Genomic DNA, 23,707 nt, shown 5'->3' with positions numbered 1-23,707 from the left:
GGTGGCGCTGCGGCATAGTCTAGCTCAGCTGAGCCAGAGCTGCAGCATCAGCCGGTCGCGGCTGGTCGGCGGCATCGCGCGGTGGTAGCAGGAGGTATCCTCGATGAAGCCGGTGCCGGCCGGCCCCTCGACCACCAGGATGCGGTCGCGGGCGAAGCGGGAGAACAGTTCCTCGTCGCGGGCGTTGGCGGACCCCAGCAGCATGCGCAGCGACTTGCCGTGATGGCTGCCGCGGACCAGCGCATGCTCCCCGGCGCCGGGGCCGACGTCGGTCAGGTAGAACTGCGCCGAGCAGAAGTGGAAGTCATGGACGTCGTAATGCCAGTCGATGGTCTGGCCCAGCTGCCGCCGCTCGTCGTCGGTGGCGTCGGTGACGAAGCTCCAGAACAGGCGCGGGATGATCTTGGTCGGGCGGAAGCCGAGGAAGGCCCCGGCGCAGTCCATCAGCAGCGGATCGCGGCAGACCCGGCGCACCGCCGGACAGTCCAGCGGGTCGGGGACGATGCCCATCACCGCGGGCGAGCCGTCCTCCAGCCTGCCGTCGCGGACGTCGTGGCGGTAGAACATCCTCTCGCCGCGCAGGCGCCGCTGCAGGGGGGAATGGGTGGCGAACTCCACCAGTTCCTCCACCATCGCCCGGGGCAGGTCGAAGCCCATGGCGATCGAGTCGCGCCGCAGGTCGGCCAGGGCGCCGTCCACCGTCCGGTCGGGGAACAGGCTGACCGGCAGCGGGGGAAGCGACACCGGCGGCCCGGCCGGTGCCCGCTGACGCGAGCGGGGGGACAGCCGGCGCAAGGCGCTGTAGCCGCGCCGGACCGATTCGAAGCGGCCCAGCGCATAGTGAAGCTCTCCGGCGACGAGGCGCCGGGCAATGTTCGCAACGTTCATAGGCGGTGCATCCCTAAGGCGGCCGAAGGACCAGAAACGCGGTGGGTTGCGCGGCCTCTGGTGCGGGAATGCACGAAGTGTAGGCAGGTTTGGGGTGATTCTAAAAATACCCTTCGGGCGTACGACCTCACGCCGGAGGAATAGCCGGGCCGGCAAGGCGTCCTTCCCAACGGGTTCGTGCCGGGAGAAAAAGGACGCCCCGCCTGGGACCGTCAGAGCGCCTGCACCGCCTTCAGCACGGCGGCGACATGGCCGGTGACCTTGACCTTGCGCCAGACGTTGCGGACGACGCCGTCCTTGTCGATCAGGAAGGTGGCGCGGTCGATGCCCATGTACTTGCGGCCATACATGCTCTTTTCCACCCAGGTGCCGTAGGCCTCGCAGACGCTGCCGTCGGTGTCCGAGGCAAGGGTGAAGGTCAGCCCGTGCTTGGCCTTGAACTTGTCGTGGCTGGCGGCGCTGTCCTTGGACACGCCGATCACCACCGCGTCGACGGCGGAGAAGTCGGGCAACTGGTCGCGGAAGCCGCAGGCCTCCGACGTGCAGCCCGAGGTGTCGTCCTTCGGGTAGAAATACAGCACCACCGGCTTGCCGCGCAGGGCGGACAGGGTGACGCTGCCGCCGCCATCGGTCGGCATGGTGAAATCCGGGGCGGGCGATCCGGCATCGACGGTGGTCGCAACAGCGGTCATGGCAGCTTCGGATCCTCTTTGACGGCGCCGGGGGGCGCCAGATGGCTGGCCGGCTCCTCGACCAGGGCCTGGAAATGACCGTGGGCGCGGGCGGCAATGGCGCGGATTCTGCGGTCAAGCTCCGGGAAGTCAACCGGCTGCGCTGCCTTTTCGTCGGGAAAGGCGGCGCGATGCAGTCCGGCCAGCAGGCTGGGCGACACCTGTGTCGGGTCCAGCACCCCGGCCGTGGTCAGCCGCAGGAAGCCCTGCACCCGCCGCCATAGCCGCAGCGTCGCTTCGAGATCCTCCGCCACCTCCGGCGCCAGCGCCCCCGTCCGGGCGGCGCAGCCGAGCGCCTTGGCGGTGCCGACATGCAGGATGTCCGGCAGGTCGTGGCCGTGGCGCAGTTGCAGGTACTGGGCGATGAACTCGATGTCGATCAGGCCGCCGCGGGCGTATTTGACGTTCCAGGGGTTGGCGGTGCCGAACTCCTTGTCGATCCGCCGGCGCATGTCGGCGACGTCCCACAGCAGCCGGCCGGGATCGCGCGGCGCCGTCAGCACCGACCGGATCGCCTCCGACACCCGCCCGGCCAGACCGGCATCGCCGCCGATCACCCGGGCGCGGGTCAGGGCCATGTGCTCCCAGGTCCAGGCGTCGCTCGCCTGATACTTGACGAAGGCGGCGAGCGAGGTGGCGAGCGGCCCGGCATTGCCCGACGGACGCAGCCGCATGTCCACCTCGTAGAGGCGCCCGTCGGCCATCGGCGCGGTGATGGCATTGGTCAGGCGCTGCGTCAGCTTGATGTAGTACTCGTTGGGCGACAGCGGCTTGGCTCCGTCGGACAGCAGCGGAGCCCCGCTCCCCTGCCCGCTCCCCTGCCCTGCCCCGGCGATGTCATAGATGACGATCAGGTCGATGTCCGAGGTGACGGTCAGTTGCCGGCTGCCCAGCTTGCCCATTGCCACCACCACCCAGGCGCCGCCGGGAATCCGGCCGTGGCGCTGGGCGAACTCCTCCTCCACCCGCCGGGCGAGATCAGGGACGACGAGGTCGGCGAGGTCGGCCAGGAAGGCGCCGCAGCGGTCGCCGTCGGTGATGCCGCGCAGGATGTGAACCCCGGCGCGGAAGCGCTGGTCGTTGGTCCAGCGCCGTGACAGGGTCAGCGCGTCCTCGAAGTCGCGGGCGGCGGCGATGACGCGGGCATGGTCGGCGGCCAGCCCCTCCTCCTTGCCCGGCAGCGGGTCGAAGAAGTCGGGCGACAGCACCGCATCCAGCAGCGACGGGTTGCGCGACAGGGTCGCTGCCATCTGCGGTGCGATGCCCATGATCTCCGCCACCAGCTCCAGCAGCCAGGGATTGGCGACGAACAGCGAGAACAGCCCGACCCCCGCCGGCAGCTTTCCCAGGAAATCGTCGAAGTTCATCAGCGCGCCATCGGGCGCCGGGGTCTTGGCCAGTGCGCTCAGCAGCGCCGGGGTCAGCTCGGTCAGCAGCTCGCGCGCACGGCCCGACCGGGTGGCGCGGTAGCGGCCGCGGTGCCAGGCCGACACCACGCTGATGACGCGCGCCGGGTCGGCGAAGCCCATGCCGGCCAGCGTCTCCACCGTGCCCGGATCGGGATCGGTGCCGGTGAAGACGAGGTTGCCGGGGCCGGAGAGCGACGGCGCCTCCTCGAACAGCTCGGCATAGCGGTCCTCCACCTGCCCCAGCGTCGCCAGCAGCTCCGCCCGGAAGTCAGCGGGATCGCCATAGCCGAGGAAGGTCGCCAGATGCGCCACCCCGGCATCGTCGGCTGGAATGCGGTGGGTCTGCTGGTCGTCGATCATCTGGATGCGATGCTCGACCCGGCGCAGGAAATGATAGGCCGCCGCCAGATCCTCGACCGTCTGCGGCGGCACACGGCCGACGTCGCGCAGCGCCTCGTTCGCCATCAGCGTCGGGGCGATGCGCACGCGCGGGTCGCGCCCGCCGAAGATCAGCTGCTGGGTCTGGGCGAAGAACTCGATCTCGCGGATGCCGCCGCGGCCGACCTTGATGTCGTGGCCGTTGACCGTCACCTCGCGGTGGCCCTTATGGGCGTTGATCTGGCGCTTGATCGAATGGATGTCCTGGATGGCGGCGAAATCCAGGTTGCGGCGCCAGACGAAGGGCTCAAGGAAGCGCAGGAAGGAGGCGCCCGCCACCTCGTCGCCGGCGATCGGGCGAGCCTTGATCATCGCCGCGCGTTCCCAGTTCTGGCCGACGCTGCCGTAATAAATTTCGGCCGCCGACACGGAAACCGCCAGCGGCGTGGCCCCCGGATCCGGCCTAAGACGAAGGTCGGTGCGGAAGACGTAGCCGTCCTTGGTGCGTTCATCCATAATGCGGACAAGATCGCGTGCGAGCCTGATGAAGGTCCGTGCGAGGTTGTCCGGCTGGGGCGTCTGCACAACGGCGTCGTCGTACAGGACGATCAGGTCGATGTCGCTGGAATAGTTGAGTTCGCGCCCGCCAAGCTTACCCATGCCCAACACGATCAGGCCCGAACCGACCCACGGTCGCTGCGGATCAGGCAGCGTCAGCGTGCCCGCCTCCCCGGCGCGGCGCAGCAGGAAATTCGCGGCCAGCCGGACCCCCGTCTCCGCCAGCTCCGACAGGGCGCCGGTGACGCGGAACAGCGGCCAGACCCCGGCGATGTCGGCCAGCGCGATCAGCAGCGCCGCCCGCCGCTTGGCCACCCGCAGGCCGGCCATCAGCCGGTCCATCGACCGCTCCCCGTCATGCTCGGCATGGAGCGCCGCGATCAGCGCGGCGAAGGTCGCGTCGAACCCGTCCTCCATCGTGTTGCGGACGAAGGGCAGCTCCCGCGTCAGCCCGTGGCCGAGATACGGGCTGTTGCCGCACACCGCCTCGACCAGCGCACGGCCGGGCCCGGACTCCGCGAAGGCCTCCGCCCAGGCCCGCGTCTCCGGCTCCGCCGCGGCGGCCTGCTGGCGCCAGCGCTCCAGGCCCAGCGCCGCCTGCGCAGCATCGAAGGGCTTCGGCAAGGGTGCTGAGAAGGGCTTGGGACTGGACATGACGGCATTCTTTCCTGCTCAAAACATGTGCAGAAAGCTGCACGCGTCGGGAGAGAAGGTCAATCGGGCCGATTCCCGCGTCCCCGCGCACTCCCTCCCTTCCCTCCGGAAGAGGGCACCGGGCGGCGCTTCCAAGGTCGGTGCCCCATGATCCGGCGCACCGCGAGGATCCTCGTCCTGACGCTGAGCAGCGTGGCGGCGGTGGCGCTGGCGGCGGCCGGGCTGTTCACCTGGCGGCTGTCGCAGGGTCCGATCGCGCTCGACCCGCTGATCCCCTATGTCGAACGGGCGCTGAGCGACCGCGACGGCCGCTTCCGCAGCGAGGTCGGCGAGCTGGTGCTGTCGCTGGAAACCGACGACAGCCTCCAGGACGGCGGCGGCCGGCGCCTCGACCTGCGTGCCCGCCGGGTGCGGGCGCTGAACGCCGACGGGGCGGAACTGGCCGCGGTGCCGGAGATGGGCATCGGCTTTTCCATCCCGGCGCTGCTGCGCGGCACGCTGGCGCCGACGCGCATCGATCTGGTCCGCCCGCGCCTGAGCGTGCTGCGCCGGGCCGACGGCAGCCTCGCCTTCGACGTGCGGGCCGACGCCGAATCGGCACGGAAGCCCGAGAACGACGGGCCCGACCTGCTCGACGAGGCGCTGGACAGCCTGCGCCGCCCGCCCGACATCGACCGGCCGATGGGGCTGCTGCGCCGCCTGTCGGTGACGGGCGCCGACCTGCGGGTCGAGAACCGCATGCTCGACCTGTCCTGGCACGCCACCCGCGCCGACATCGTGCTGACCCGCGATGGCGAGGGTGCGCAGGGCCGGGCGCGGGTGACGCTGGACCTCGGAGGCAGCGGTCCGGAGCAGGCGCGGCGCGCGGTGACTGTCGCCGCCACCGGCCATTACAACATCGCCGACGCCACCACCGACCTGACCCTGTCCGTCGACGGGCTGGAGCCGGCGTCGCTGGCCGAGATCGGCCCCGCGCTGGCGCCGTTGGCGGCGGCGAAGCTGCCGCTGTCGGGCACGGTCACGGCGCGGCTGGACCAACGGTTCGAGCCGACCCGGGTCGATCTGACCCTGCGCGGCGGCGCAGGTGCCGTCGAGTTGCCCGCCCTGCGGCCTGAGCCGGTCGCGGTGCGCAGCCTGGACCTGCGCGGCAGCCTGGACGTGCCCGGCCGGCGGCTGCGGATCGACGGGCTGTCGCTGGCGGCCGACGCCATCGATGGCGGCCCGCCCCTGTCGCTGACCGCCCAGGGAGAGCTGACGGAGGACGGCCAGGGCCGCAGTGCCCGGGCCGTCCTGTCGCTGACCGCCGGCGGCCGCTCCGCCGGGCTGGAGCTGTCGGGACGGCAGGCGCCGGACAAGAGCGGTCAGGCGACCGCGCGGCTGAATGGCTTCACCCCGGCCGCCGTCGCCGGCCTCGCCCCGCTGCTGGCGCCGCTGTGGGCGGCGGAGCTGCCGCTGTCGGGCATGGTGGAGGTCGCCTTCGACCCCTCGCTGCACCCCACCGCCGGCAAGGCCGACCTCAGCGCCGGCCATGGCCGTCTGCACAGCCCGACGCTGTTCGCCGGTCCGGTGCACGTCCAGTCGCTCCGCCTGCGCCTGCAGGGCGACCGCGAGCGCATCGACCTCGACGGCCTGAGCGCGGTGCTGGGCGAGGCCGGCGGGCCGCAGCCGCGCCTGGAGGCAAGCGCCACCGCCCGGCGCCAGGGCGACCGCTTGGCGGTGGAGGCGCGGGCCGCCGCCGCCGGTATGGCGCTGGACGAGTTGCATCGCTACTGGCCGAAAATCGCCAGCCCCAACGCACGGGACTGGGTGACGAAGAACCTGTCCCACGGCACGGTGACGCAGGCGCGGGCCGAGGCATCCCTGTCGCTGCCGCTTTCCCTCCTGGAGTCCCAAGCGTCGGGCGGGGCGGCGGAGCCGGAATTGACCCGCTTCCTCGCCACCATGACCGGCGAGGACATCAACGTCCGCTATTTCCACGACCTGACGCCGGTGACCGGGGCCGGGATGGAGGCGACGACCGACGGCAAGACCTTCACCATCCAGACCAGGGGCGGCCGCATCGCCGACCCGAAGTCGGGCGACATCGAGATCGGCGAAGGCAAGGTGGTGATCGGCGGGCTGGAAACCGGCAAGGAGACGATGGACATCCGCCTGCCGGTCCAGGGGCCGGTACGCTCCATCCTGACCCTGATCGACATGCCGCCGCTGGGATATCCGACCAAGCTGGAGATGGATCCGAAGCGCACCCAGGGCACTGCCGAGGCCGAGCTGCATTTCGCCTTCCCGCTGCTGGCCGACCTGAAGGTCGAACAGCTGAACCTCGACGTGACCGGCAAGCTGCACAAGGTCGGGGTGGAGAAGGTCGCGGCCGGGATGACCGCCACCGACGGCGAACTGTCGCTGGCCCTCGACCTCAAGGCGATGCAGATCAAGGGCGCGACCAAGCTGGACGGCATCCCCGTCTCCGTCGACTGGACCGAATCCTTCGACAGCGCGGCCAAGGGCCCGCGCACCCGGATCGCGGTGAAGGGCGACGCCACCGCCGACGACCTGCGCGCCCACGGCATCGACCTGGAGGACCGGGTTCAGGGTCCCTTCGGCGCCGACATCCTGTTCACGGTGGACCGTAAGCACAAGCTGGCGCTGACCGCCGCCCTGAACCTGGAAAAGACCCGGCTGTCGATCGAGGAGCTGGCCTGGGCCAAGCCGCCCGGCAAGCCCGGCACCGGCAGGCTGACCCTGGAATTCGACAAGGACCGCCCGACCCGCATCAGCAACCTGACCGTCGATGCCGGCGGGCTGAAGAGCGTCACCAACCTGGAACTGGCCGACGGAGGCAAGCGGGTCGCCCGGCTGCAGACTCCCAGCTTCAAGCTCGGACTGACCGACCTGCGCGCCGACCTGACCGTGCTGCCGCCGGCCAGGCCCGGCGGTCCGGCCGGCGGCTATGCCGGCACCATCACCGGCGCCAGCCTCGACGCCCGCGGCCTGACCGGCAAGACCCCAGCAGGCGAAGGGGCGACTGCGCCCGCGCCGAAGGGCTCGACGGCGGGCGACGACCGCAAGACCCCGCTGGACGTCGCCATCAAGTTCGATTCGGTGGTGTTCGGCGACGGGCGCCGGCTGCGGCAGGTTTCGGGATCCCTGCGGCGAGACGCCACCGCCTGGACCCTGCTGGATCTCGCCGGCCGCAGCGAGGGCGGCGGCGTCTCGCTGAAATGGCGGCCGGGGCCGCGGGGCTTCTACGACCTCGCCATCTCTGCCGACGATCTGGGATCCGCCCTGCAGGCGATGGACCTGAACGACCGCATGCGCGGCGGGCAGCTGACCCTGACCGGCCGGTCGGTGGAGCCACGGGCCGATGCCGCCATCGCCGGCAAGGCGGAAATCCGCGACTACACGCTGGTCGACGTGCCGGTGCTGGCCCGCATCCTCAACGCCATTTCGCCGTCCGGCTTCGCCGAACTGCTGGGCGGCGGCAAGGGGGTGAATTTCGGCCGCATGTCGGCGGACTTCCACAAGGAGGGCCGGCTGCTGACCCTGAAGGACCTGCGCACCTCCGGTTCGGCGCTGGGCCTGACGCTGGAGGGACAGGTCGATCTGGAGACGGAGACCGCCAACCTCCGGGGCACCATCGTCCCGGTCTATGGCCTGAACCGGCTGATCGGCCAGATTCCGCTGCTGGGCGACGTTCTCAGCGGCGGCGAGGGCCAGGGCATCTTTTCCGCCACCTGGCATGTCCAGGGGCCGCTGTCCGACCCCGACGTCTCGGTCAACCCGCTGGCGGTGCTGGCCCCCGGCTTCCTGCGCAACCTGTTCTTCCTGGGCGGCGACGGCACGCCGACGCCCGACACGCGGCCGCCGCCGGAGGCGCACACGCGGTGAGGGAGGGGACGCTTGTCGGCGTGACGTACCTCCCAAAGCGGTGGCAGTCCCCTCTCCCCCTCGGCGGACTGAAGGTCCGTCCGATAGAGGGGGAGGGTTAGGGAGGGGGCACCGGCACGTCAGTCAGCACCGACACCCCCCAGGCACTCACCCCACCTTCACCAGCGCATGGCGCTTCTTGCCGGCGCTGAGCTTCACCACGCCGTCGGCATTCAGGTCGGCCGTGGTCGCCTTCGCCGCCTCGTCTGCGATTGGGCCGTCGTTCAGCTTGGCGCCGCCGCCCTTGATCAGGCGTCGCGCCTCGCCCTTGGACGCGGCGAGGCCGGCGGACACCAGCAGGTCGACCACCGGCACTCCGGCCTCCAGGTCGGCGCGGGCGACCTCGATGCTCGGCAGCCCTTCGGCGGCGGCGCCTTCCTCGAAGGCGCGGCGCGCGGTCTCGGCGGCCTCCAGCGCGGCCTCCTCGCCATGGGCGAGCTTGGTCACCTCGTTGGCGAGGATCTTCTTGGCCTCGTTGATCCCGGCGCCCTCGAGGCTTTCCAGCCGGGCGATCTCGTCCAGCGGCAGTTCGGTGTAGAGGCGCAGGAAGCGGCCGACATCGGCGTCCTCGGTGTTGCGCCAGTATTGCCAGAAATCGTAGCTGCTCAGCTTGTCGGCGGTCAGCCACACCGCGCCGGCCGCCGTCTTGCCCATCTTGGCGCCGGACGAGGTGGTCAGCAGCGGCGTGGTCAGGCCGAACAGCTCGGCACCGTCGGTGCGGCGACCCAGCTCGACGCCGTTGACGATGTTGCCCCACTGGTCCGACCCGCCCATCTGCAGCGAGCAGCCGTGGCGGCGCTTCAGCTCCACGAAGTCGTAGGCCTGGAGGATCATGTAGTTGAATTCCAGGAAGGTCAGCGGCTGTTCGCGGTCCAGCCGCAGCTTGACCGACTCGAAGCTCATCATGCGGTTGATGGTGAAATGGCGGCCGATGTCGCGCAGCAGCGGGATGTATTTCAGCTCGTCCAGCCAGTCGGCGTTGTTCGCCATCACCGCGTCGGTCGGTCCGTCCCCGAAGGTCAGGTAGCGGCCGAAGATGCGCTTGATGCCCGCCATGTTGCCGGCGATGACCTCGTCGGTCAGCAGCTGGCGCGCCTCGTCCTTGCCCGACGGGTCGCCGATCTTGGTGGTGCCGCCGCCCATCAGCACGATGGGTTTGTGGCCGGTCTTCTGCAGCCAGCGCAGCATCATGATCGGCAGCAGGCTGCCGACATGCAGGCTGTCGGCGGTGCAGTCGAAGCCGATATAGGCGACGATCGGCCCCTTCTGCGCACGCTCGTCCAGCGTGGCGAGATCGGTGCACTGGTGGATGAATCCGCGCTCCTGGAGGGTGCGCAGGAACTCCGAGGCGGGGGCGGAGGTCGTCGTCATGGCCGCAATCCGGCAGTCGTTGGAAAGAAGGGCGAGGCCCACTGGGTGGTGAGGGCGGAGAAATCCCGCGGTCTGTTAGCACGGAACGGCCCCTGCCTCAATGCGGCCCCGGAAGCCGTTGCCGCGAGCAGACATGCGGTCGGACAGGTGCCCGCGCCCAAGCATCGCCGCCGCGCGGCAAGTCGAGCCACACAACTTCACCCTGCGAAGTTCGGGAAAACCCTACTCCACCGCAATTGACTTTGATTCGCAACACAAGGGCCGCACGCAGCCTGTATTTTTGGCAGACCGCATTCCGCCAATTGATAGTGACTATCAACTACAGTTTGGTTTTTATGAGAGTTTTTTATTGTGCGAGTCCTTTCTCTGTGCCAAGGTGCGACCAATTGTCTATTTAGGAGCATCCACCATGCAAGGTGATCAAGGGGTCGTCGACCGTCTGAACAAGCTGCTGACCGGCGAGCTGAGCGCGGCCGACCAGTATCTTTCCCATGCGCGGACGATGGAGGACATGGGCCTCAAGGCGCTGGCCGAACGCATCTCGCATGAGCGGACCGAAGAGTTGGAGCATGCCGACAAGCTGATCCGCCGCATCCTGTTCCTGGAAGGCACGCCGGACGTCGCCAGCCGCGACCCGCTGCGCATCGGCAAGACCGTGCCGGACATGCTGCGCAACGACCTGACCCTGGAATACGAGGTGGTGGCCGCCCTGAAGGACGTCATCGCCTATTGCGAACAGGTGAAGGATTACGACACCCGCCGCATCCTGCTGGACCTGCTGGTCGACACCGAGGAAGACCATGCCCACTGGCTGGAACAGCAGCTCCGCCTGATCGACATGCTCGGCCTGCAGAATTACCTGCAGTCGGGCATGGGCGGCATCACAGGCTGAGGGGAGCACGGATCATGAAGGGCAACAGCGACGTCATCGCCCAGCTTCAGATCGTCCTCAAGGACCAGCTGACGCAGATCAACCAGTATTTCCTGCACGCCCGCATGCTGAAGAACTGGGGCGTCAAGGCGCTCGGCAAGTGGGAATACCATGCCTCCATCGAGGTGATGAAGAGCGCGGACGAGATCATCGAACGCATCCTGTTCATCGAGGCGATCCCCAACCTCCAGGATCTCGGCAAGCTGCACATCGGCGAGGACGTGCCGGAAATCCTGTCCAGCGACCTCGCCGCCGAGTCTGAGGCCCGCGACCGCATCGCCGCCGCCATCGCCGTGTGCGAGGAGAAGGCCGACTACGTGTCGCGCGACGAGCTCTCCGAACTGCTGGAAGAGTCGGAGGAGCGCATCGACTATCTGGAAACCCAGCTGAGCCTGATCGACGACATCGGTCTGCCCAACTACATCCAGTCGGCGATGGGCGAGATCAAGGACTGAGGGCATTCGGGGGGGGGCCTCTCGCCCCTCCCCATCCCTCCCCCGCGTTCCGCGGGAGAGGGGGTAGGACGTTTTTCGGCCTGATGTGACTGCCAAAGCGACGGCAGTCCCCTCTCCCCCTCGGCGGACCGAAGGTCCGTCCGATAGAGGGGGAGGGTTAGGGAGGGGGCATTCGAAGCCAACCCCCTCCCTCCTCAAACCCGCCCCAGAATCTCCTCGGCCAGCGCCTGCATCTCCAGCGCGGCCTGTGTCTTTCGCGCCGCTTCCGTCACCGAGAAGCCGGTCATCAGCGTGCCGGCATAGGCGGTGCGGTTGCCGACCTGCGCCTCGGCGAGCTCGACCGCGGGCGGATCGGCCAGTTCCTGCACCCGGGCGATCAGCTCGTCGGCGATGCGGGCACGCGGCGGCACGCGGTTGAGCACCAGCAGCAGCCGGCGCTTCTCCTGCGCGGCGAGGTCGATGGTCGGGTGGACCGCCCACAGATCCATCGGGCTCGGCTGCACCGGGGCGATCACCAGCGAGGCGGCGCGGACGGCGATGCGCGCCTCGGTCTGGGCATGGGGCGGACTGTCGATCACCACGATGTCGTGGCTGCGCGCCAGCTTCTCGACCTCCGCCTGGGTGCGCCAGCCGTTGATCTGCACATGGCTGAAGCCGGGATTCCCCTGCGTCGCCTCGTGGCGGACGGCGTGCCAGCGGGTCAGGCTGCCCTGCGGGTCGATGTCGACGGTGGCGACGCGGTATCCCGCTTGAGCCCAGGCGATGGCGAGATGGGCGGCCAGCGTGGTCTTGCCGGCGCCGCCCTTCTGCTGCGCCACGGTGAAGACCTTGCCCGTCATGCCCGCACCCATCATGTTGTCGTTGGCGATTTGCCCATCCCCCTCATAACCTTCGGCATGGCACCGGTGCAACCGCGCGAATTGACACTTCTTCCCCAGGCTCTAGGGTTTGGCGATCGGATTCACGCTTCAAATCGATTCCGATTTTCCGCGATCCGATCTGGAAAGACGCCGTGACCGACCATTCCGCACCCGATAGCGGCGAGAAGCGCCCGGCGCTGCTCCCGACCACCCCCGCCGGCATCGCGCGTGCGGGCGAGCTGCTGCGCGCCGGCCGCCTGGTCGCCTTCCCGACCGAGACGGTCTATGGCCTGGGCGCCGACGCCACCGACGACCGCGCCGTGGCCGCCATCTTCGCCGCCAAGGGCCGGCCGCAGTTCAATCCGCTGATCGCCCATGTCCCGGACCTCGCCGCCGCCCGGTCCTGGGGCCTGTTCGACGAGCGCGCGACCGAACTGGCGCAGCAGTTCTGGCCCGGCCCGCTGACCATGGTGGTGCCGCGCCCGGCCAACTCCGCCCTGTCGCTGCTGGTCAGCGCCGGGCTGGACAGCATCGCCATCCGCGTGCCCGGCCACCCCGTCGCGCAAGCCATCCTGCGCGCCGCCGGCCGGCCGATCGCCGCCCCCAGCGCCAACCGCTCCGGCGCGGTCAGCCCGACCACGCCGCAGCATGTGCTGGAAAGCCTGGGCGACCGGGTCGACGCCGTCGTCACCGGCGGCAAATGCATGGTCGGCGTCGAATCGACCGTCATCGACCTCACCGGTCCCGAGGCGGTGCTGCTGCGCCCCGGCGCGGTTCTGGCCGACGAGATGGAGCGGCTGATCGGCCCGGTCCGCCTCTCCGCCGGCGACCCGACCGCGCCGAAATCGCCCGGCCAGTTGGAAAGCCACTACGCCCCCAATGCCGCCGTCCGCCTGAACGCGTCCTCGGCGGAGGCGGACGAGGCGTTCCTGACCTTCGGTCCCGACCGCTTCGTCTTCGGCGGCACCACCCGGCTGAATCTCAGCCTGGAAGGCGACCTGAACGAGGCGGCGGCAAACCTGTTCTCCCACCTGCGCAGCCTCGACCAGGGCGGGGCGGCGCGCATCGCGGTGATGCCGATCCCCGAGGTGGGCTTGGGCATGGCGATCAACGACCGCCTGCGCCGGGCGGCGGCACCGCGGGGCTGAACTGTCGCGCGACAGCTGCTCTGCGCAACAGGCACATGGAAATGGGGGCCGCGAGATTGTAGAAGTGTCGCGCTCCCAAGCGCCAACTTCCCTTCTGCCGGACCCAAGCGCCATGACCAGCATCGCCGCCGCCCTCGACCGGATCCGCGCCATCGTCGGCCCGTCGGGCATCCTCACCGACGCCGCCGACATGGCCCCCTATCTTTCGGAATGGCGCGGGCGCTTCAAGGGCAACAGCCCGGCAGTGGTCCGCCCGGCCAACACCGGGGAGGTCGCTGCCGTCGTCACGGTCTGCGCCGAGGCCGGCATCCCCATCGTGCCCCAGGGCGGCAACACCAGCCTGGTCGGCGGCTCCATCCCCTACGAGGAGGGGCGCGAGATCGTGCTGAGCCTGTCGCGCATGAACCGCATCCGCGACATCGACACGCTGAACTACACCATGACGGTCGAGGCCGGCGTGGTGCTGACCAGCATCCAGGACGCCGCGGCCGACGCCGACCGGCTGTTCCCGCTCAGCCTGGGGGCCGAGGGCACCGCGCAGATCGGCGGCCTGATCTCCACCAATGCCGGCGGCATCAACGTGCTGCGCTACGGCAACACCCGCGACCTCGTGCTCGGGCTCGAGGTGGTGCTGGCCGACGGCCGGGTCTGGGACGGCATGCGCCGGCTGCGCAAGAACAACACCGGCTACGACCTGAAGAACCTGTTCATCGGCGCGGAAGGCACGCTGGGCATCGTCACCGCCGCGGTGCTGAAGCTGTTCCCGCGCCCGCGCCAGTCGGTCACCGCCTTCATCGCCGTGCCCAGCCCGGCCGCCGCCATCGAACTGCTGGCCCGACTGCGCGCCGCCTCGGGCGACGCCGTGTCGGCCTTCGAGCTGATGTCGCGCCGCTGCCTGGACTTCGCCCTCAAGCATGTCGCCGGCACCATCGACCCCCTGTCGGAGCCGTCGCCCTGGTATGTCCTGACCGAGCTGACCGCCGGCACCAAGTCCGACGCCTTCCAGGAGAGCGTGGAGACCGCGCTGGGCGAGGCGTTCGAGGCCGAACTGGCGACCGACGCCACGCTGGCCCAGTCGGACGCCCAGGCCAAGCAGCTGTGGTTCATCCGCGAGGCCATCGTCGAGGCGCAGAAGTTCGAGGGCGGGTCGATCAAGAACGACGTCTCCATCCCGGTCTCCCGCGTCGCCGAGTTCATCGACCTGGCGGAGGCGGCGGTGGAGCGGGCCTGCCCCGGCATCCGCCCGACCCCCTTCGGCCATGTCGGCGACGGCAACATCCACTTCAACCTCAGCCAGCCCGAGGGCGCCGACACCAAGGCCTATCTCGACCGCTGGGACGAGATCTGCCACGTCGTCAACGAGGTGATCTTCAAGCTCGACGGTTCGATCTCCGCCGAGCATGGCGTCGGCCGCTTCAAGAAGGACGAGATGCCGCTCATCAAGGGGCCGGTCGAGTTCGATCTGTTGCGCGCCGTCAAGGCGACGCTCGATCCCAAGGGCCTGCTGAATCCGGGAAAGATGCTGCCGTAAGGGTTTGGCAGGTCATAAAGTTGCGGGGGACAGGCTTGCGGCGACAGACGTAGCGCGATGCTTGTCCCCGGCACGACACAAGGCTATGGTGCGGCCTCCGATTGTTCTGCGCCTGACGTACCGCCAGAGAGAGTTTTTCCGATGTCCAAGCCGCGCACTCTGTTCGACAAGATCTGGGACAGCCACGTCGTGCACCGCCAGGATGACGGCACCTGCATCCTCTATATCGACCGCCATCTGGTCCATGAAGTGACCAGCCCGCAGGCGTTCGAAGGATTGCGCGTCGCCGGCCGCAAGGTGCGCCGTCCGGAAGCCACTCTCGCCGTCCCCGATCACAACGTCCCCACCACCGACCGCTCCAAGGGCATCGCCGAGGAGGAAAGCCGGATCCAGGTGGAGACGCTGGACAAGAACGCCCGCGACTTCGGCGTCCGCTATTTCCCGATGGACGACATCCGCCAGGGCATCGTCCACATCGTCGGCCCGGAACAGGGCTTCACCCTGCCCGGCGCCACCATCGTCTGCGGCGACAGCCACACCGCCACCCACGGCGCCTTCGGTGCGCTGGCCTTCGGCATCGGCACGTCGGAGGTGGAGCATGTGCTGGCCACCCAGACCCTGCTGCAGAAGCCGGCCAAGAACATGCTGATCCGCGTCGACGGCGCGCTGAACCCGGGCGTCACCGCCAAGGACATCGTGCTGGCGATCATCGGCAGGATCGGCACCGCCGGCGGCACCGGCTACGTGATCGAGTTCGCGGGCGACGCCATCCGCGAGCTGTCGATGGAAGGCCGCATGACCGTCTGCAACATGGCGATCGAGGGCGGCGCCCGTGCCGGCCTGATCGCCCCGGACGAGAAGACCTTCGCCTATGTCCAGGGCCGCGCGTTGGCGCCGAAGGCCGGTGCCTTCGAGCAGGCCGTCGCCTACTGGAAGACGCTGCCGTCGGACGAGGGCGCGGTCTATGACACCACCGTCGTCCTGAACGCCGCCGACATCGCGCCGCAGGTCACCTGGGGCACCAGCCCGGAAGACGTGCTGCCGATCACCGCGACCGTGCCGAACCCGGCCGAGATCGCCGATGCCGGCAAGCGCGCCGCCGTCGAGCGCTCGCTGGCCTACATGGGCCTGACCCCCGGCCAGCCGCTGACCGAGGTGAAGGTGGACACCGTGTTCATCGGCTCCTGCACCAATGGCCGCATCGAAGACCTGCGCGCCGCCGCCGACCTCGCCAAGGGCCGCAAGGTCGCCGAGGGCGTGCGCGCCCTGGTGGTCCCCGGTTCGGGTCTGGTCAAGGAGCAGGCCGAGGAAGAGGGTCTGGACAAGATCTTCGTCGAGGCCGGCTTCGAGTGGCGCGAGCCGGGCTGCTCCATGTGCCTGGCGATGAACGCCGACCGTCTGGCTCCCGGCGAGCGCAGCGCCTCGACCTCGAACCGCAACTTCGAGGGCCGTCAGGGCCGCGGCGGCCGCACCCACCTCGTCAGCCCGGCGATGGCCGTGGCGGCGGCGGTGACCGGGCATCTGACGGACGTGCGGACGCTGTAAACACGCCGATTGCCCCCTCCCCAACCCTCCCCCGCCCTCGGCGGGAGAGGGCGCCAGCGTCGCCCTGCGAATCAACCCTCTCCCGCCGAAGGCGGGGGAGGGAGGGGGGGCATCCGCCGTGAAGCCTCCTAATCCCCCCGCCCCCGCGCCTGCCCCAGCAGTCCCTGCGGCCGGTAGATCAGGAACAGCGTCAGCAGCCCGAACGCCACGATGTCCTTGTAGGCGATGGCGAAATAGGCCGACCAGAAGGTCTCGACCAGCCCGAGCAGGGCACCGCCCAGCATCGCGCCGGGCACCGATCCGATGCCGCCGACCACCGCCGCGGCCAGCGCCTTGAAGCCGATCAGGTAGCCGGTGAAGAAGTTCACCCCACCATAATAGAGCGCGATCACCGACCCCGCCGCTGCGGCCAGCCCGCCGCCGATGGCGAAGGTCACCGCAACCGTCCGGTTGACGTCCACCCCCACCAGTTCCGCCGCCGCCACGTCGTCGGTGCAGGCGCGGTGCGCCCGGCCGAAGGCGGTCCGCTGCATGATGCCCCACAGCAGGGCGTAGAGTCCGCCGGTCAGCCCCAGGATCGCCAGTTGCGCCGTCAGCGCGGTGACGGTGAAGGCGCCGTCGCTCAGCAAATCGTGCCGGCCGGTCAGCACCGGGGCCGGCCACCAGTCTCGGGCGCCGTGCAGCAGCCGCACCCCCTCCTGATAGGCGATCGACAGACCGACCGCGACGATCAGCGGCGTGTGGCTCCGAACGCCGCGCAGGCGGCGGAAGACCAGCCGGTCCATCGTCCAGCCCTGCACCGCGGTGAAGCCCATCACCAGCACCAGCGCGCCCAGCAGCGCCGGCGGCCATGTCGCCCAGCCGGCCATGCCCAGCCCGGCCGCCGCGATGGCCGTCAGCATGGCGCCGAGCATCGTCAGCTCGCCCATCGCCAGATTGATCTGGCCGAGAATCGCATAGACCAGCGTGTAGCCCAGCGCCAGCAGTCCATAGACGCAGGCGACCGTCGCGGCATTGATCACCTGCTGCGCCAGGAACAGCACCGGCATCCAGCGCGTCGGCGGCTGACGTTCCCCCGCAACCGCCACCGGACCGGCGGCATCGCGCGGCGGCCGGATGCGCAGCCATTGCTGCAGCATGGCGAAGCGCATCTCCGACAGCCATCCGGTGCGGTCGGTCGCCACCGCCACCAGCGTCCGCCGCCCCTCCTCCAGGCCGGTGCCGGCGAAGCGGCAGGCGATCCAATGCTGTTTTCCCGCAACGCTGTAGTCGATCCGCAGCACCCGCTTCTCCTCGGCATAGCCGCGGGTGGACAGGTCGGTGGCGGAGCCGCCATCGAAGGCGGGGATCAGCTTCCGGCACAGCGCATCCTGGTCGGCATCGACGCCGCACCCGGTGAGCATCAGCAGGACGAGGCACAGCAGCGGCAGGATGCGGAGCACGGAACCGCCCGGTCAGGTGGGACGGTCCAGCCTACCGGCAATCGGGATGGGCTGGAAGCCGGTCGCGGGTGGCGAGCGCTTGAAGAGATCGGTTCAAGCGCTCGCGGTCCTCACTCGACCAGATAATCCCGCACCAGCAGTTCGGCGATCTGCACGGCGTTGAGCGCGGAGCCCTTGCGCAGATTGTCGGCGACGCACCACAGGGACAGGCCGTTCTCGACCGAGATGTCCTCGCGGATGCGGCTGATATAGACGGAGTCGTCGCCGGCGACCTCGACCGGGGTGATGTAGCCCTCGCCGCTCTGCTGGTCGATCACCGACAGGCCGGGGGACGCGCGCAGGATGTTGCGGGCCTCCTCCGCGCTGACCGGCTCCTCGGTCTCGATGTTGATCGACAGGGCATGGCCGATGAAGGTCGGCACGCGGACGCAGGTGGCGGCGACCTTCATCTTGGGATCGAGGATCTTCTTGGTCTCCACCATCATCTTCCACTCTTCGCGGGTGGAGCCGTCCTCCATGAAGCTATCGATGTGGGGGATGACGTTGAAGGCGATCTGCTTGGGAAAGACGCTCTTGGCGATGGGATCGTTGACGAAGATGGCACGGGTCTGGGTGAACAGCTCGTCCATCGCCTCCTTGCCCGCCCCCGACACCGATTGGTAGGTCGACACCACGACACGGCGGATCGTGAAGCGCTCGTGCAGCGGCTTCAGCGCCATCACCATCTGGATGGTGGCGCCGTTGGGGTTGGCGACGATGTTGCGCTTGCGGAAGCCGGCGAGCGCCTGCGGGTTCACCTCCGGCACCACCAGCGGCACGTTGGGATCCATGCGGAAATGGGAGGTGTTGTCGATCACCACGCAGCCGGCGGCGACGGCGCGCGGGACATGGACCGCCGAGACCTTGGCGCCGGGCGACGACAGCACGATGTCCACGCCGTTGAAGTCGAACTTGTTGAGATCCAGGACCTTGAGGATGTCGTCCTCGCCATAGGAGACCTCCTGGCCGATGGATTTGTCGGAGGCCAGGGCAATGACCTTGTCGGCCGGGAACTTCCGCTCGGCCAGCGTTTGCAGGATCTCGCGTCCGACATTGCCGGTGGCGCCGATGACCGCGACGGTATAGCCCATGACGAGGGGTGTCCTTCTGCCGAATCTGTACGAATGACTCTGTACGAATACAAGGATGGTGCCGGGGGGCGTTAGGAGCTAGGCACTTTCCCGGCGAATTGCAACCCGTCCGGCGACGATCCCTCCGGCCCCGGCCGGGATGTGCCGTCGCCGAGCGGCACTTTTCAACCCGCGCTTAAATGCCGCCCGTCGCCATGATAGGAATATACACCGAAACCGGATCACGGGAGGACAAGGTGCGCGCAGAGGCTCGCTCAAGGAAACGGCAGGGCCCGCTTTGCCCTCTCCCTCGCGGATGGAACATGGAACAGGCCTGGAATCCTGTTTCATCCGGTTTCAAATGTTCCATCCGTCGCATTCCGCCGCCCCAGAGCTGCCGACCGGCCGGCTTGACAGGCCCCGGAACGCGGCGGGAAGATTCCCGTCTCGACAGCGCCCGAACGGGGCCTCCAGGGAGATTTCACGGATGACCACCTTCAAGCGCGGCCTGACCGGGCGGACGGCAATGGGGCGGACGGCGATCGGACAGGCGGCGATCGGACGGGCGATCTTCGGAGCCGCCGCCCTGGCTTTCGCCGGCTTCGCCGCCGTCCCGGCATCGGCCGATACGCCGAAGGACGCGCTGGTGATGGCGTGGCAGTTCGACGACATCGTCAGCCTCGACCCGGCCGAGATCTTCGAGCTGTCGGGGGCGGAATACAGCGCCCAGGTCTATGACCGGCTGATCCATTTCGACGTCAACGACGTCAGCAGGATCGAGGGCGAGATCGCCGAAAGCTGGACCGTGTCGCCCGATGGCAGGACCTTCACGTTCAAGATCCGCGACGGCATCGCCTTCCATTCCGGCAACCCGCTGACTGCCGAGGATGTCGCCTGGTCCTTCTCCCGCGCAGTGAAGATGAACAAGGGGCCGGCCTTCATCCTGACCCAGTTCGGCCTGACCCCGGACAATGTCGACCGGATGGTCCGGGCGACCGATCCGCGCACGCTGGTCTTCACCACCGACAAGACCTATGCCCCGACCTTCGTGCTGTACTGCCTGACCGCCGACGTTGCGTCGGTCGTCGATGCCAAGCTGGTGAAGGGCAAGGAGAAGGGCGGCGATTTCGGTGCGGGCTGGCTGAAGACCAACTCCGCCGGCTCCGGCCCCTTCATGCTGCGGCAATGGAAGGCGAGCGAGTTGCTGGCCTTCGACGCCAACCCGAAATACTGGCGCGGCGCACCGAAGATGAAGCGCGTGCTGATCCGCCACATCGCCGAGCCGGCGACCCAGCGGCTGTTGCTGGAGAAGGGTGACGTCGACGTCGCCCGCAACCTGAAGCCGGAGCAGTTCGAGCCGCTGAAGTCGAGCGACGCCATCCGGCTGGTCCAGGCACCGAAGGGCACCCTGTGGTATCTCAGCCTGAACCAGAAGAACGCCACCCTGGCCAAGCCCGAGGTGCGCGAGGCGTTCAAGTATCTGGTCGATTACGACGCCATGGCCGGCACGATCATGAACGGCATCGGCGCCGTCCATCAGGCCTTCCTGCCCAAGGGTTTCCTGGGCGCGGTGAACGACAATCCCTACAAGTACGATCCCGCCAAGGCGAAGGAGCTCCTGGCCAAGGCCGGCTACCCCGACGGCTTCACCGTCAGCATGGACGTGCGCAACACCAACCCGACCCAGGACATGGCCCAGGCGATCCAGGCCAGTGCCGCCAAGGCCGGCGTTAAGATCGAGATCATCCCCGGCGACGGAAAGCAGGTGCTGACCAAGTACCGCGCCCGCAACCACGAGCTGATGATCCAGCAATGGGGTGCCGACTACCAGGATCCGAACTCCAACGCCGACACCTTCGCCTCCAACCCCGACAACAGCGACAACGCCAAGTCCAAGCCGCTGGCATGGCGCAACGCCTGGGACATCCCGGAGCTGACGAAGAAGACCGCCGCCGCCGTGGAGGAGCGCGACAGCGCCAAGCGCGCCGCCCTGTACCAGGAGTTGCAGCGGACGGTCCTGGCCGAATCGCCCTTCGTCATCATGTTCCAGCAGACCGAGATGGTCGCCGAGCGCAAGAGCGTCAGCGGCCTCGTCTGGGGCCCGAGCTTCGACACCAACTATTACTGGAAGGCCGAGAAGAAGTAAGGAGGATGCGGCTCACCGCCAAACCCGCGCATCCTCCACCACCACCGCGAGGCTGTCGGACAGGCCGGTCAGCACGCCCCGCTGGATGTCGGTCGCGGACACCACGCCGCCGCGGCCGTCCGGCAGGTCGCGGGTGGCGGTGGCCGCTGCCACGACCGTCACCCGCCAGCCATGGTCGACGGCCGAGCGCGCGGTGCTGCTGACGCAATTGTGGGTCATGAAGCCGGCGATGATCATCTCGCCGCGCCCGGTGCCACGGGCGACCGCCTCCAGGCCGGTGCCGGCGAAGGCGTTGGCGAGGCGCTTGACGATCACCGGCTCGCCTTCGCGCGGGGTGACCGCCGGGACGATCTCCGCCAGCGGCCCGGCCGGGTCGAACAGCGGGGCGCCCGGCGCGGTGTGATGGACGATGTGGATCACCGGCACGCCGTTGGCGCGGGCAAGCTCCAGCAGGGCGGCGGCCTGCTCCACCGCCGCATCGACGCCGGACAGGCGCAGGGCTCCGTCCGTGTATTCGCGCTGAAGATCGATCAGCACCAGCACCGCCTTGTCGAGCGGACTGGGATGGCTGGGGGCGCCGACGATCTGGCGCAGGGTCTTGGATGTCATCGGTCGGGCACTCCGGTCGGCACAGGTCGATGGCGGCGATGCTGCCCGGTTCATCGGCGGACTGCCATCCGCTATCCTCGCACCATGACTGTTCGGAATTTCACAGGCCCCGCCCCGCTCGACTGGGACGATCTGCGCGTCTTCCTGGAGCTGGCCCGCACCGGCAGCCTGTCGGCGGCGGCGCGCAGCCTGCGGCTGAGCCATGCCACGGTCGGCAGGCGGCTGGCAGCGCTGGAAGAGGCGCTGGGCCAGACGCTGGTGGAGCGGCGGCCCGACGGCTATGTCCTGACCGGGGAAGGCGAGAGCGTCCGTGCGCTGGCCGAGGCGATGGACGAGCGGGCGCAGGCGATCCGCCGCCGCGAGGGCAGCGGCGAGGGGGGTGGCGAGGGGGGCGGCGCCGGCCTGACCGGCACGGTGCGGCTGACCATGACCCAGGCGCTGGCCGACCGCTTCGTCATTCCGCGGCTGGGACCGCTGCGTGCCGCCCATCCGGGGCTGGATCTGGAGGTGATCGCCGACAACCGCACCCTCAGCCTCGCCCGGCGGGAAGCCGATCTGGCGATCCGGCTGGCCCGGCCGCAGCGCGGCGATCTGGTCGGCCGGCGGCTGGCGACGCTGGGCTATGGGCTCTACGCCGCACCGGATGCGCCCGACGCCCTGATCGCCTACGACGAGTCGATGGCGGAACTGCCGGAAGCGCTGTGGCTCGACCGCCATGGCGGCGGCCGGCGGGTGGCCTTCCGGTCCAACAGCGTGCAGGGGCAGCTGGCGGCGGCGGTGGCCGGCTTCGGCATCGCCTTCCTGCCCTGCCTTCTGGCGGACGGCGTGCCGGGGCTGGAGCGCCGTCCCCTGCCCGGCCCGCCGCTGACCCGCGAGGCGTGGCTGCTGGTCCACCGCGACCGCCGCGACGTGCCGCGGGTGCGGGCGGTGATCGGGCATCTGGTGGCCGTCTTCAGCGCCGAGCACGCCCGGCTGGAAGGCTGTTGACGATGCCTTGCCGTCTCCACCACCCTCCGCCAGCCGTCACCGCAAAGGGCTTGTCCCCCATGTCGCTCCGCTCCCTGTGTCTGGCCGGCATCGCCGTCGCGGCAGCGCTCCCCGTCCACGCGCAATCCCGCCCCAATGACGAATCCTTCTCCAACGCGGTGGTTGCCGCCGGGAAAACCATCACGCGCAGGCAATGCGCCGACCTGGAGGCGCGGGAAACCGCCAGCTGGGTGGAGGTGGACGGCCACGGCGAATGCCTGCGCTATTACGCAGCCGGCCTGAAGCCGGGCTCCAATCCGATCGTCGCGGCCTGGATGCATGGCGACATCATGGGCTCCAAGCCGCGGCAGATCGGGCATCAGGAGGGGCTGGGCGTCGCCGGGATGATCGAGCAGGAACGGATGCTGTCGGAGCGCTTCGGCGTGCCCTTCATCTTCCTGGCCCGTCCGGGGGCCTACGGCAGTTCCGGCAAGTTCTGGACCATGCGCCATACCCCACGCGAGGCGGCGCTGATGAACGCCCATCTCGATCTGCTCAAGACGCGCTACGGCATCGGGCAATGGTCGCTTGGCGGGCACAGTGCGGGGGGCACGCTGACGGCCGAATTCCTGGCCCGCCGCACCGACCTGCAATGCGCCGTCATCTCGTCGGGAGCGTCGGCTTATGAGGCGTATCTCAAGGCGCACGACGCCAAGGCCCGGCTGGCCAAGCCCGAGACATGGTTCGATCCCTACCGCTCGCTCGACCGGATTCCCAGGGACCCGGCCCGCCGCATCTTCGTCATCGGCGACCCGCGGGAAACGAACGTGCTGTTCCGGACCCAGCGCCTTTACTTCGACGGCCTGGCGGCACGCGGGCACAAGGCTTGGCTGGTCCCGCTCGAACGCGCCCGGCCGCCCCGCTTCCACGGTCTGGTGGATTTCGGCGAAACCGCCACCGGCCTCTGCGCCCAAGGCATTGACACGGAGAGGCTTCTGGAAAAGCTCCAATCCATGCCCGGGCAGCCGGAGCGGATCAGCAACTGATCCGGT

17 protein-coding genes are annotated in these 23,707 nt (G+C 69.2%); 9 read left to right on the top strand and 8 right to left on the bottom strand.

Going from position 1 to position 23,707, the window contains the following annotated elements; all coding sequences use genetic code 11:
* Positions 1 to 24 precede the first annotated feature (24 nt).
* From AL072_RS07030 to AL072_RS07020, 3 genes are all read right to left on the bottom strand, one after another.
* A complete protein-coding gene (locus AL072_RS07030) occupies positions 25 to 888 on the bottom strand; it encodes a phytanoyl-CoA dioxygenase family protein (protein ID WP_045580932.1) in 864 nt (287 codons plus the stop codon).
* Positions 889 to 1,100: 212 nt separating this feature from the next.
* On the bottom strand, positions 1,101 to 1,580 hold the full coding sequence (gene bcp, locus AL072_RS07025) for a thioredoxin-dependent thiol peroxidase (RefSeq protein WP_045580933.1): 480 nt from the start codon (positions 1,578 to 1,580) through the stop codon (positions 1,101 to 1,103).
* Positions 1,577 to 4,618, bottom strand: coding sequence for a bifunctional [glutamine synthetase] adenylyltransferase/[glutamine synthetase]-adenylyl-L-tyrosine phosphorylase (locus AL072_RS07020; RefSeq protein ID WP_045580934.1), 3,042 nt, complete (start codon positions 4,616 to 4,618; stop codon positions 1,577 to 1,579). Before AL072_RS07020 ends, bcp begins: the two co-directional genes overlap by 4 nt.
* 147 nt (positions 4,619 to 4,765) lie before the next feature.
* On the opposite strand from AL072_RS07020, the gene AL072_RS07015 reads away from it, so the two are divergent.
* Entirely contained in the window at positions 4,766 to 8,503 is a 3,738-nt protein-coding gene (locus tag AL072_RS07015; RefSeq protein WP_045580935.1) for a DUF3971 domain-containing protein, read from the top strand.
* Between the two features lie 147 nt (positions 8,504 to 8,650).
* On the opposite strand, the gene tyrS is transcribed toward AL072_RS07015, so the two are convergent.
* Positions 8,651 to 9,913, bottom strand: a complete 1,263-nt coding sequence (gene tyrS / locus AL072_RS07010; RefSeq protein WP_045580936.1) for a tyrosine--tRNA ligase — start codon at positions 9,911 to 9,913, stop codon at positions 8,651 to 8,653.
* Between the two features lie 409 nt (positions 9,914 to 10,322).
* Between tyrS and bfr (AL072_RS07005) the strand changes: the two genes are divergently transcribed.
* On the top strand, positions 10,323 to 10,805 hold the full coding sequence (bfr, locus tag AL072_RS07005; RefSeq protein WP_045580937.1) for a bacterioferritin: 483 nt from the start codon (positions 10,323 to 10,325) through the stop codon (positions 10,803 to 10,805).
* Between the two features lie 14 nt (positions 10,806 to 10,819).
* Positions 10,820 to 11,299 (top strand): bacterioferritin, encoded by a 480-nt coding sequence (bfr, locus tag AL072_RS07000; protein ID WP_045580938.1) that lies wholly within the window; start codon positions 10,820 to 10,822, stop codon positions 11,297 to 11,299.
* Between the two features lie 194 nt (positions 11,300 to 11,493).
* Here bfr (AL072_RS07000) and parA read toward each other — a convergent pair whose 3' ends face one another.
* The gene (gene parA, locus AL072_RS06995; protein ID WP_045582425.1) at positions 11,494 to 12,138 is read right to left on the bottom strand and encodes a ParA family partition ATPase; all 645 of its coding nucleotides are present in this window, start codon (positions 12,136 to 12,138) and stop codon (positions 11,494 to 11,496) included.
* 173 nt (positions 12,139 to 12,311) lie between these two features.
* On the opposite strand from parA, the gene AL072_RS06990 reads away from it, so the two are divergent.
* From AL072_RS06990 to leuC, 3 genes are all read left to right on the top strand, one after another.
* The gene (locus tag AL072_RS06990; protein ID WP_045580939.1) at positions 12,312 to 13,307 is read left to right on the top strand and encodes an L-threonylcarbamoyladenylate synthase; all 996 of its coding nucleotides are present in this window, start codon (positions 12,312 to 12,314) and stop codon (positions 13,305 to 13,307) included.
* Between the two features lie 112 nt (positions 13,308 to 13,419).
* Entirely contained in the window at positions 13,420 to 14,838 is a 1,419-nt protein-coding gene (locus AL072_RS06985; RefSeq protein WP_045580940.1) for an FAD-binding oxidoreductase, read from the top strand.
* Between the two features lie 141 nt (positions 14,839 to 14,979).
* A complete protein-coding gene (leuC, locus tag AL072_RS06980) occupies positions 14,980 to 16,383 on the top strand; it encodes a 3-isopropylmalate dehydratase large subunit (protein WP_045580941.1) in 1,404 nt (467 codons plus the stop codon).
* Positions 16,384 to 16,511: 128 nt separating this feature from the next.
* On the opposite strand, the gene AL072_RS06975 is transcribed toward leuC, so the two are convergent.
* A complete protein-coding gene (locus AL072_RS06975; RefSeq protein WP_052709915.1) occupies positions 16,512 to 17,825 on the bottom strand; it encodes a branched-chain amino acid ABC transporter permease in 1,314 nt (437 codons plus the stop codon).
* A 110-nt stretch (positions 17,826 to 17,935) separates the two neighbouring features.
* On the bottom strand, positions 17,936 to 18,955 hold the full coding sequence (locus AL072_RS06970; protein ID WP_045580942.1) for an aspartate-semialdehyde dehydrogenase: 1,020 nt from the start codon (positions 18,953 to 18,955) through the stop codon (positions 17,936 to 17,938).
* Positions 18,956 to 19,421: 466 nt separating this feature from the next.
* Here AL072_RS06970 and AL072_RS06965 point away from each other — a divergent pair, with 466 nt between their 5' ends.
* Positions 19,422 to 21,080: an ABC transporter substrate-binding protein gene (locus AL072_RS06965; protein WP_045580943.1), complete on the top strand. Its 1,659-nt coding sequence runs from the start codon at positions 19,422 to 19,424 to the stop codon at positions 21,078 to 21,080.
* Between the two features lie 12 nt (positions 21,081 to 21,092).
* Here AL072_RS06965 and AL072_RS06960 read toward each other — a convergent pair whose 3' ends face one another.
* Positions 21,093 to 21,689, bottom strand: a complete 597-nt coding sequence (locus AL072_RS06960) for an isochorismatase family protein (RefSeq protein ID WP_045580944.1) — start codon at positions 21,687 to 21,689, stop codon at positions 21,093 to 21,095.
* Between the two features lie 84 nt (positions 21,690 to 21,773).
* Between AL072_RS06960 and AL072_RS06955 the strand changes: the two genes are divergently transcribed.
* Together AL072_RS06955 and AL072_RS06950 are read left to right on the top strand one after the other, a co-directional pair.
* Positions 21,774 to 22,676, top strand: a complete 903-nt coding sequence (locus AL072_RS06955) for a LysR family transcriptional regulator (RefSeq protein ID WP_045580945.1) — start codon at positions 21,774 to 21,776, stop codon at positions 22,674 to 22,676.
* Between the two features lie 59 nt (positions 22,677 to 22,735).
* Positions 22,736 to 23,701: an alpha/beta hydrolase family protein gene (locus AL072_RS06950; protein WP_045580946.1), complete on the top strand. Its 966-nt coding sequence runs from the start codon at positions 22,736 to 22,738 to the stop codon at positions 23,699 to 23,701.
* Positions 23,702 to 23,707 lie beyond the last annotated feature (6 nt).

Origin of the sequence: Azospirillum thiophilum, from assembly GCF_001305595.1 — a bacterium.
Classification (GTDB): domain Bacteria; phylum Pseudomonadota; class Alphaproteobacteria; order Azospirillales; family Azospirillaceae; genus Azospirillum; species Azospirillum thiophilum.
Note: the sequence above shows the minus strand (reverse complement) of the source record. Positions and strands in the feature narration are given on the sequence as shown.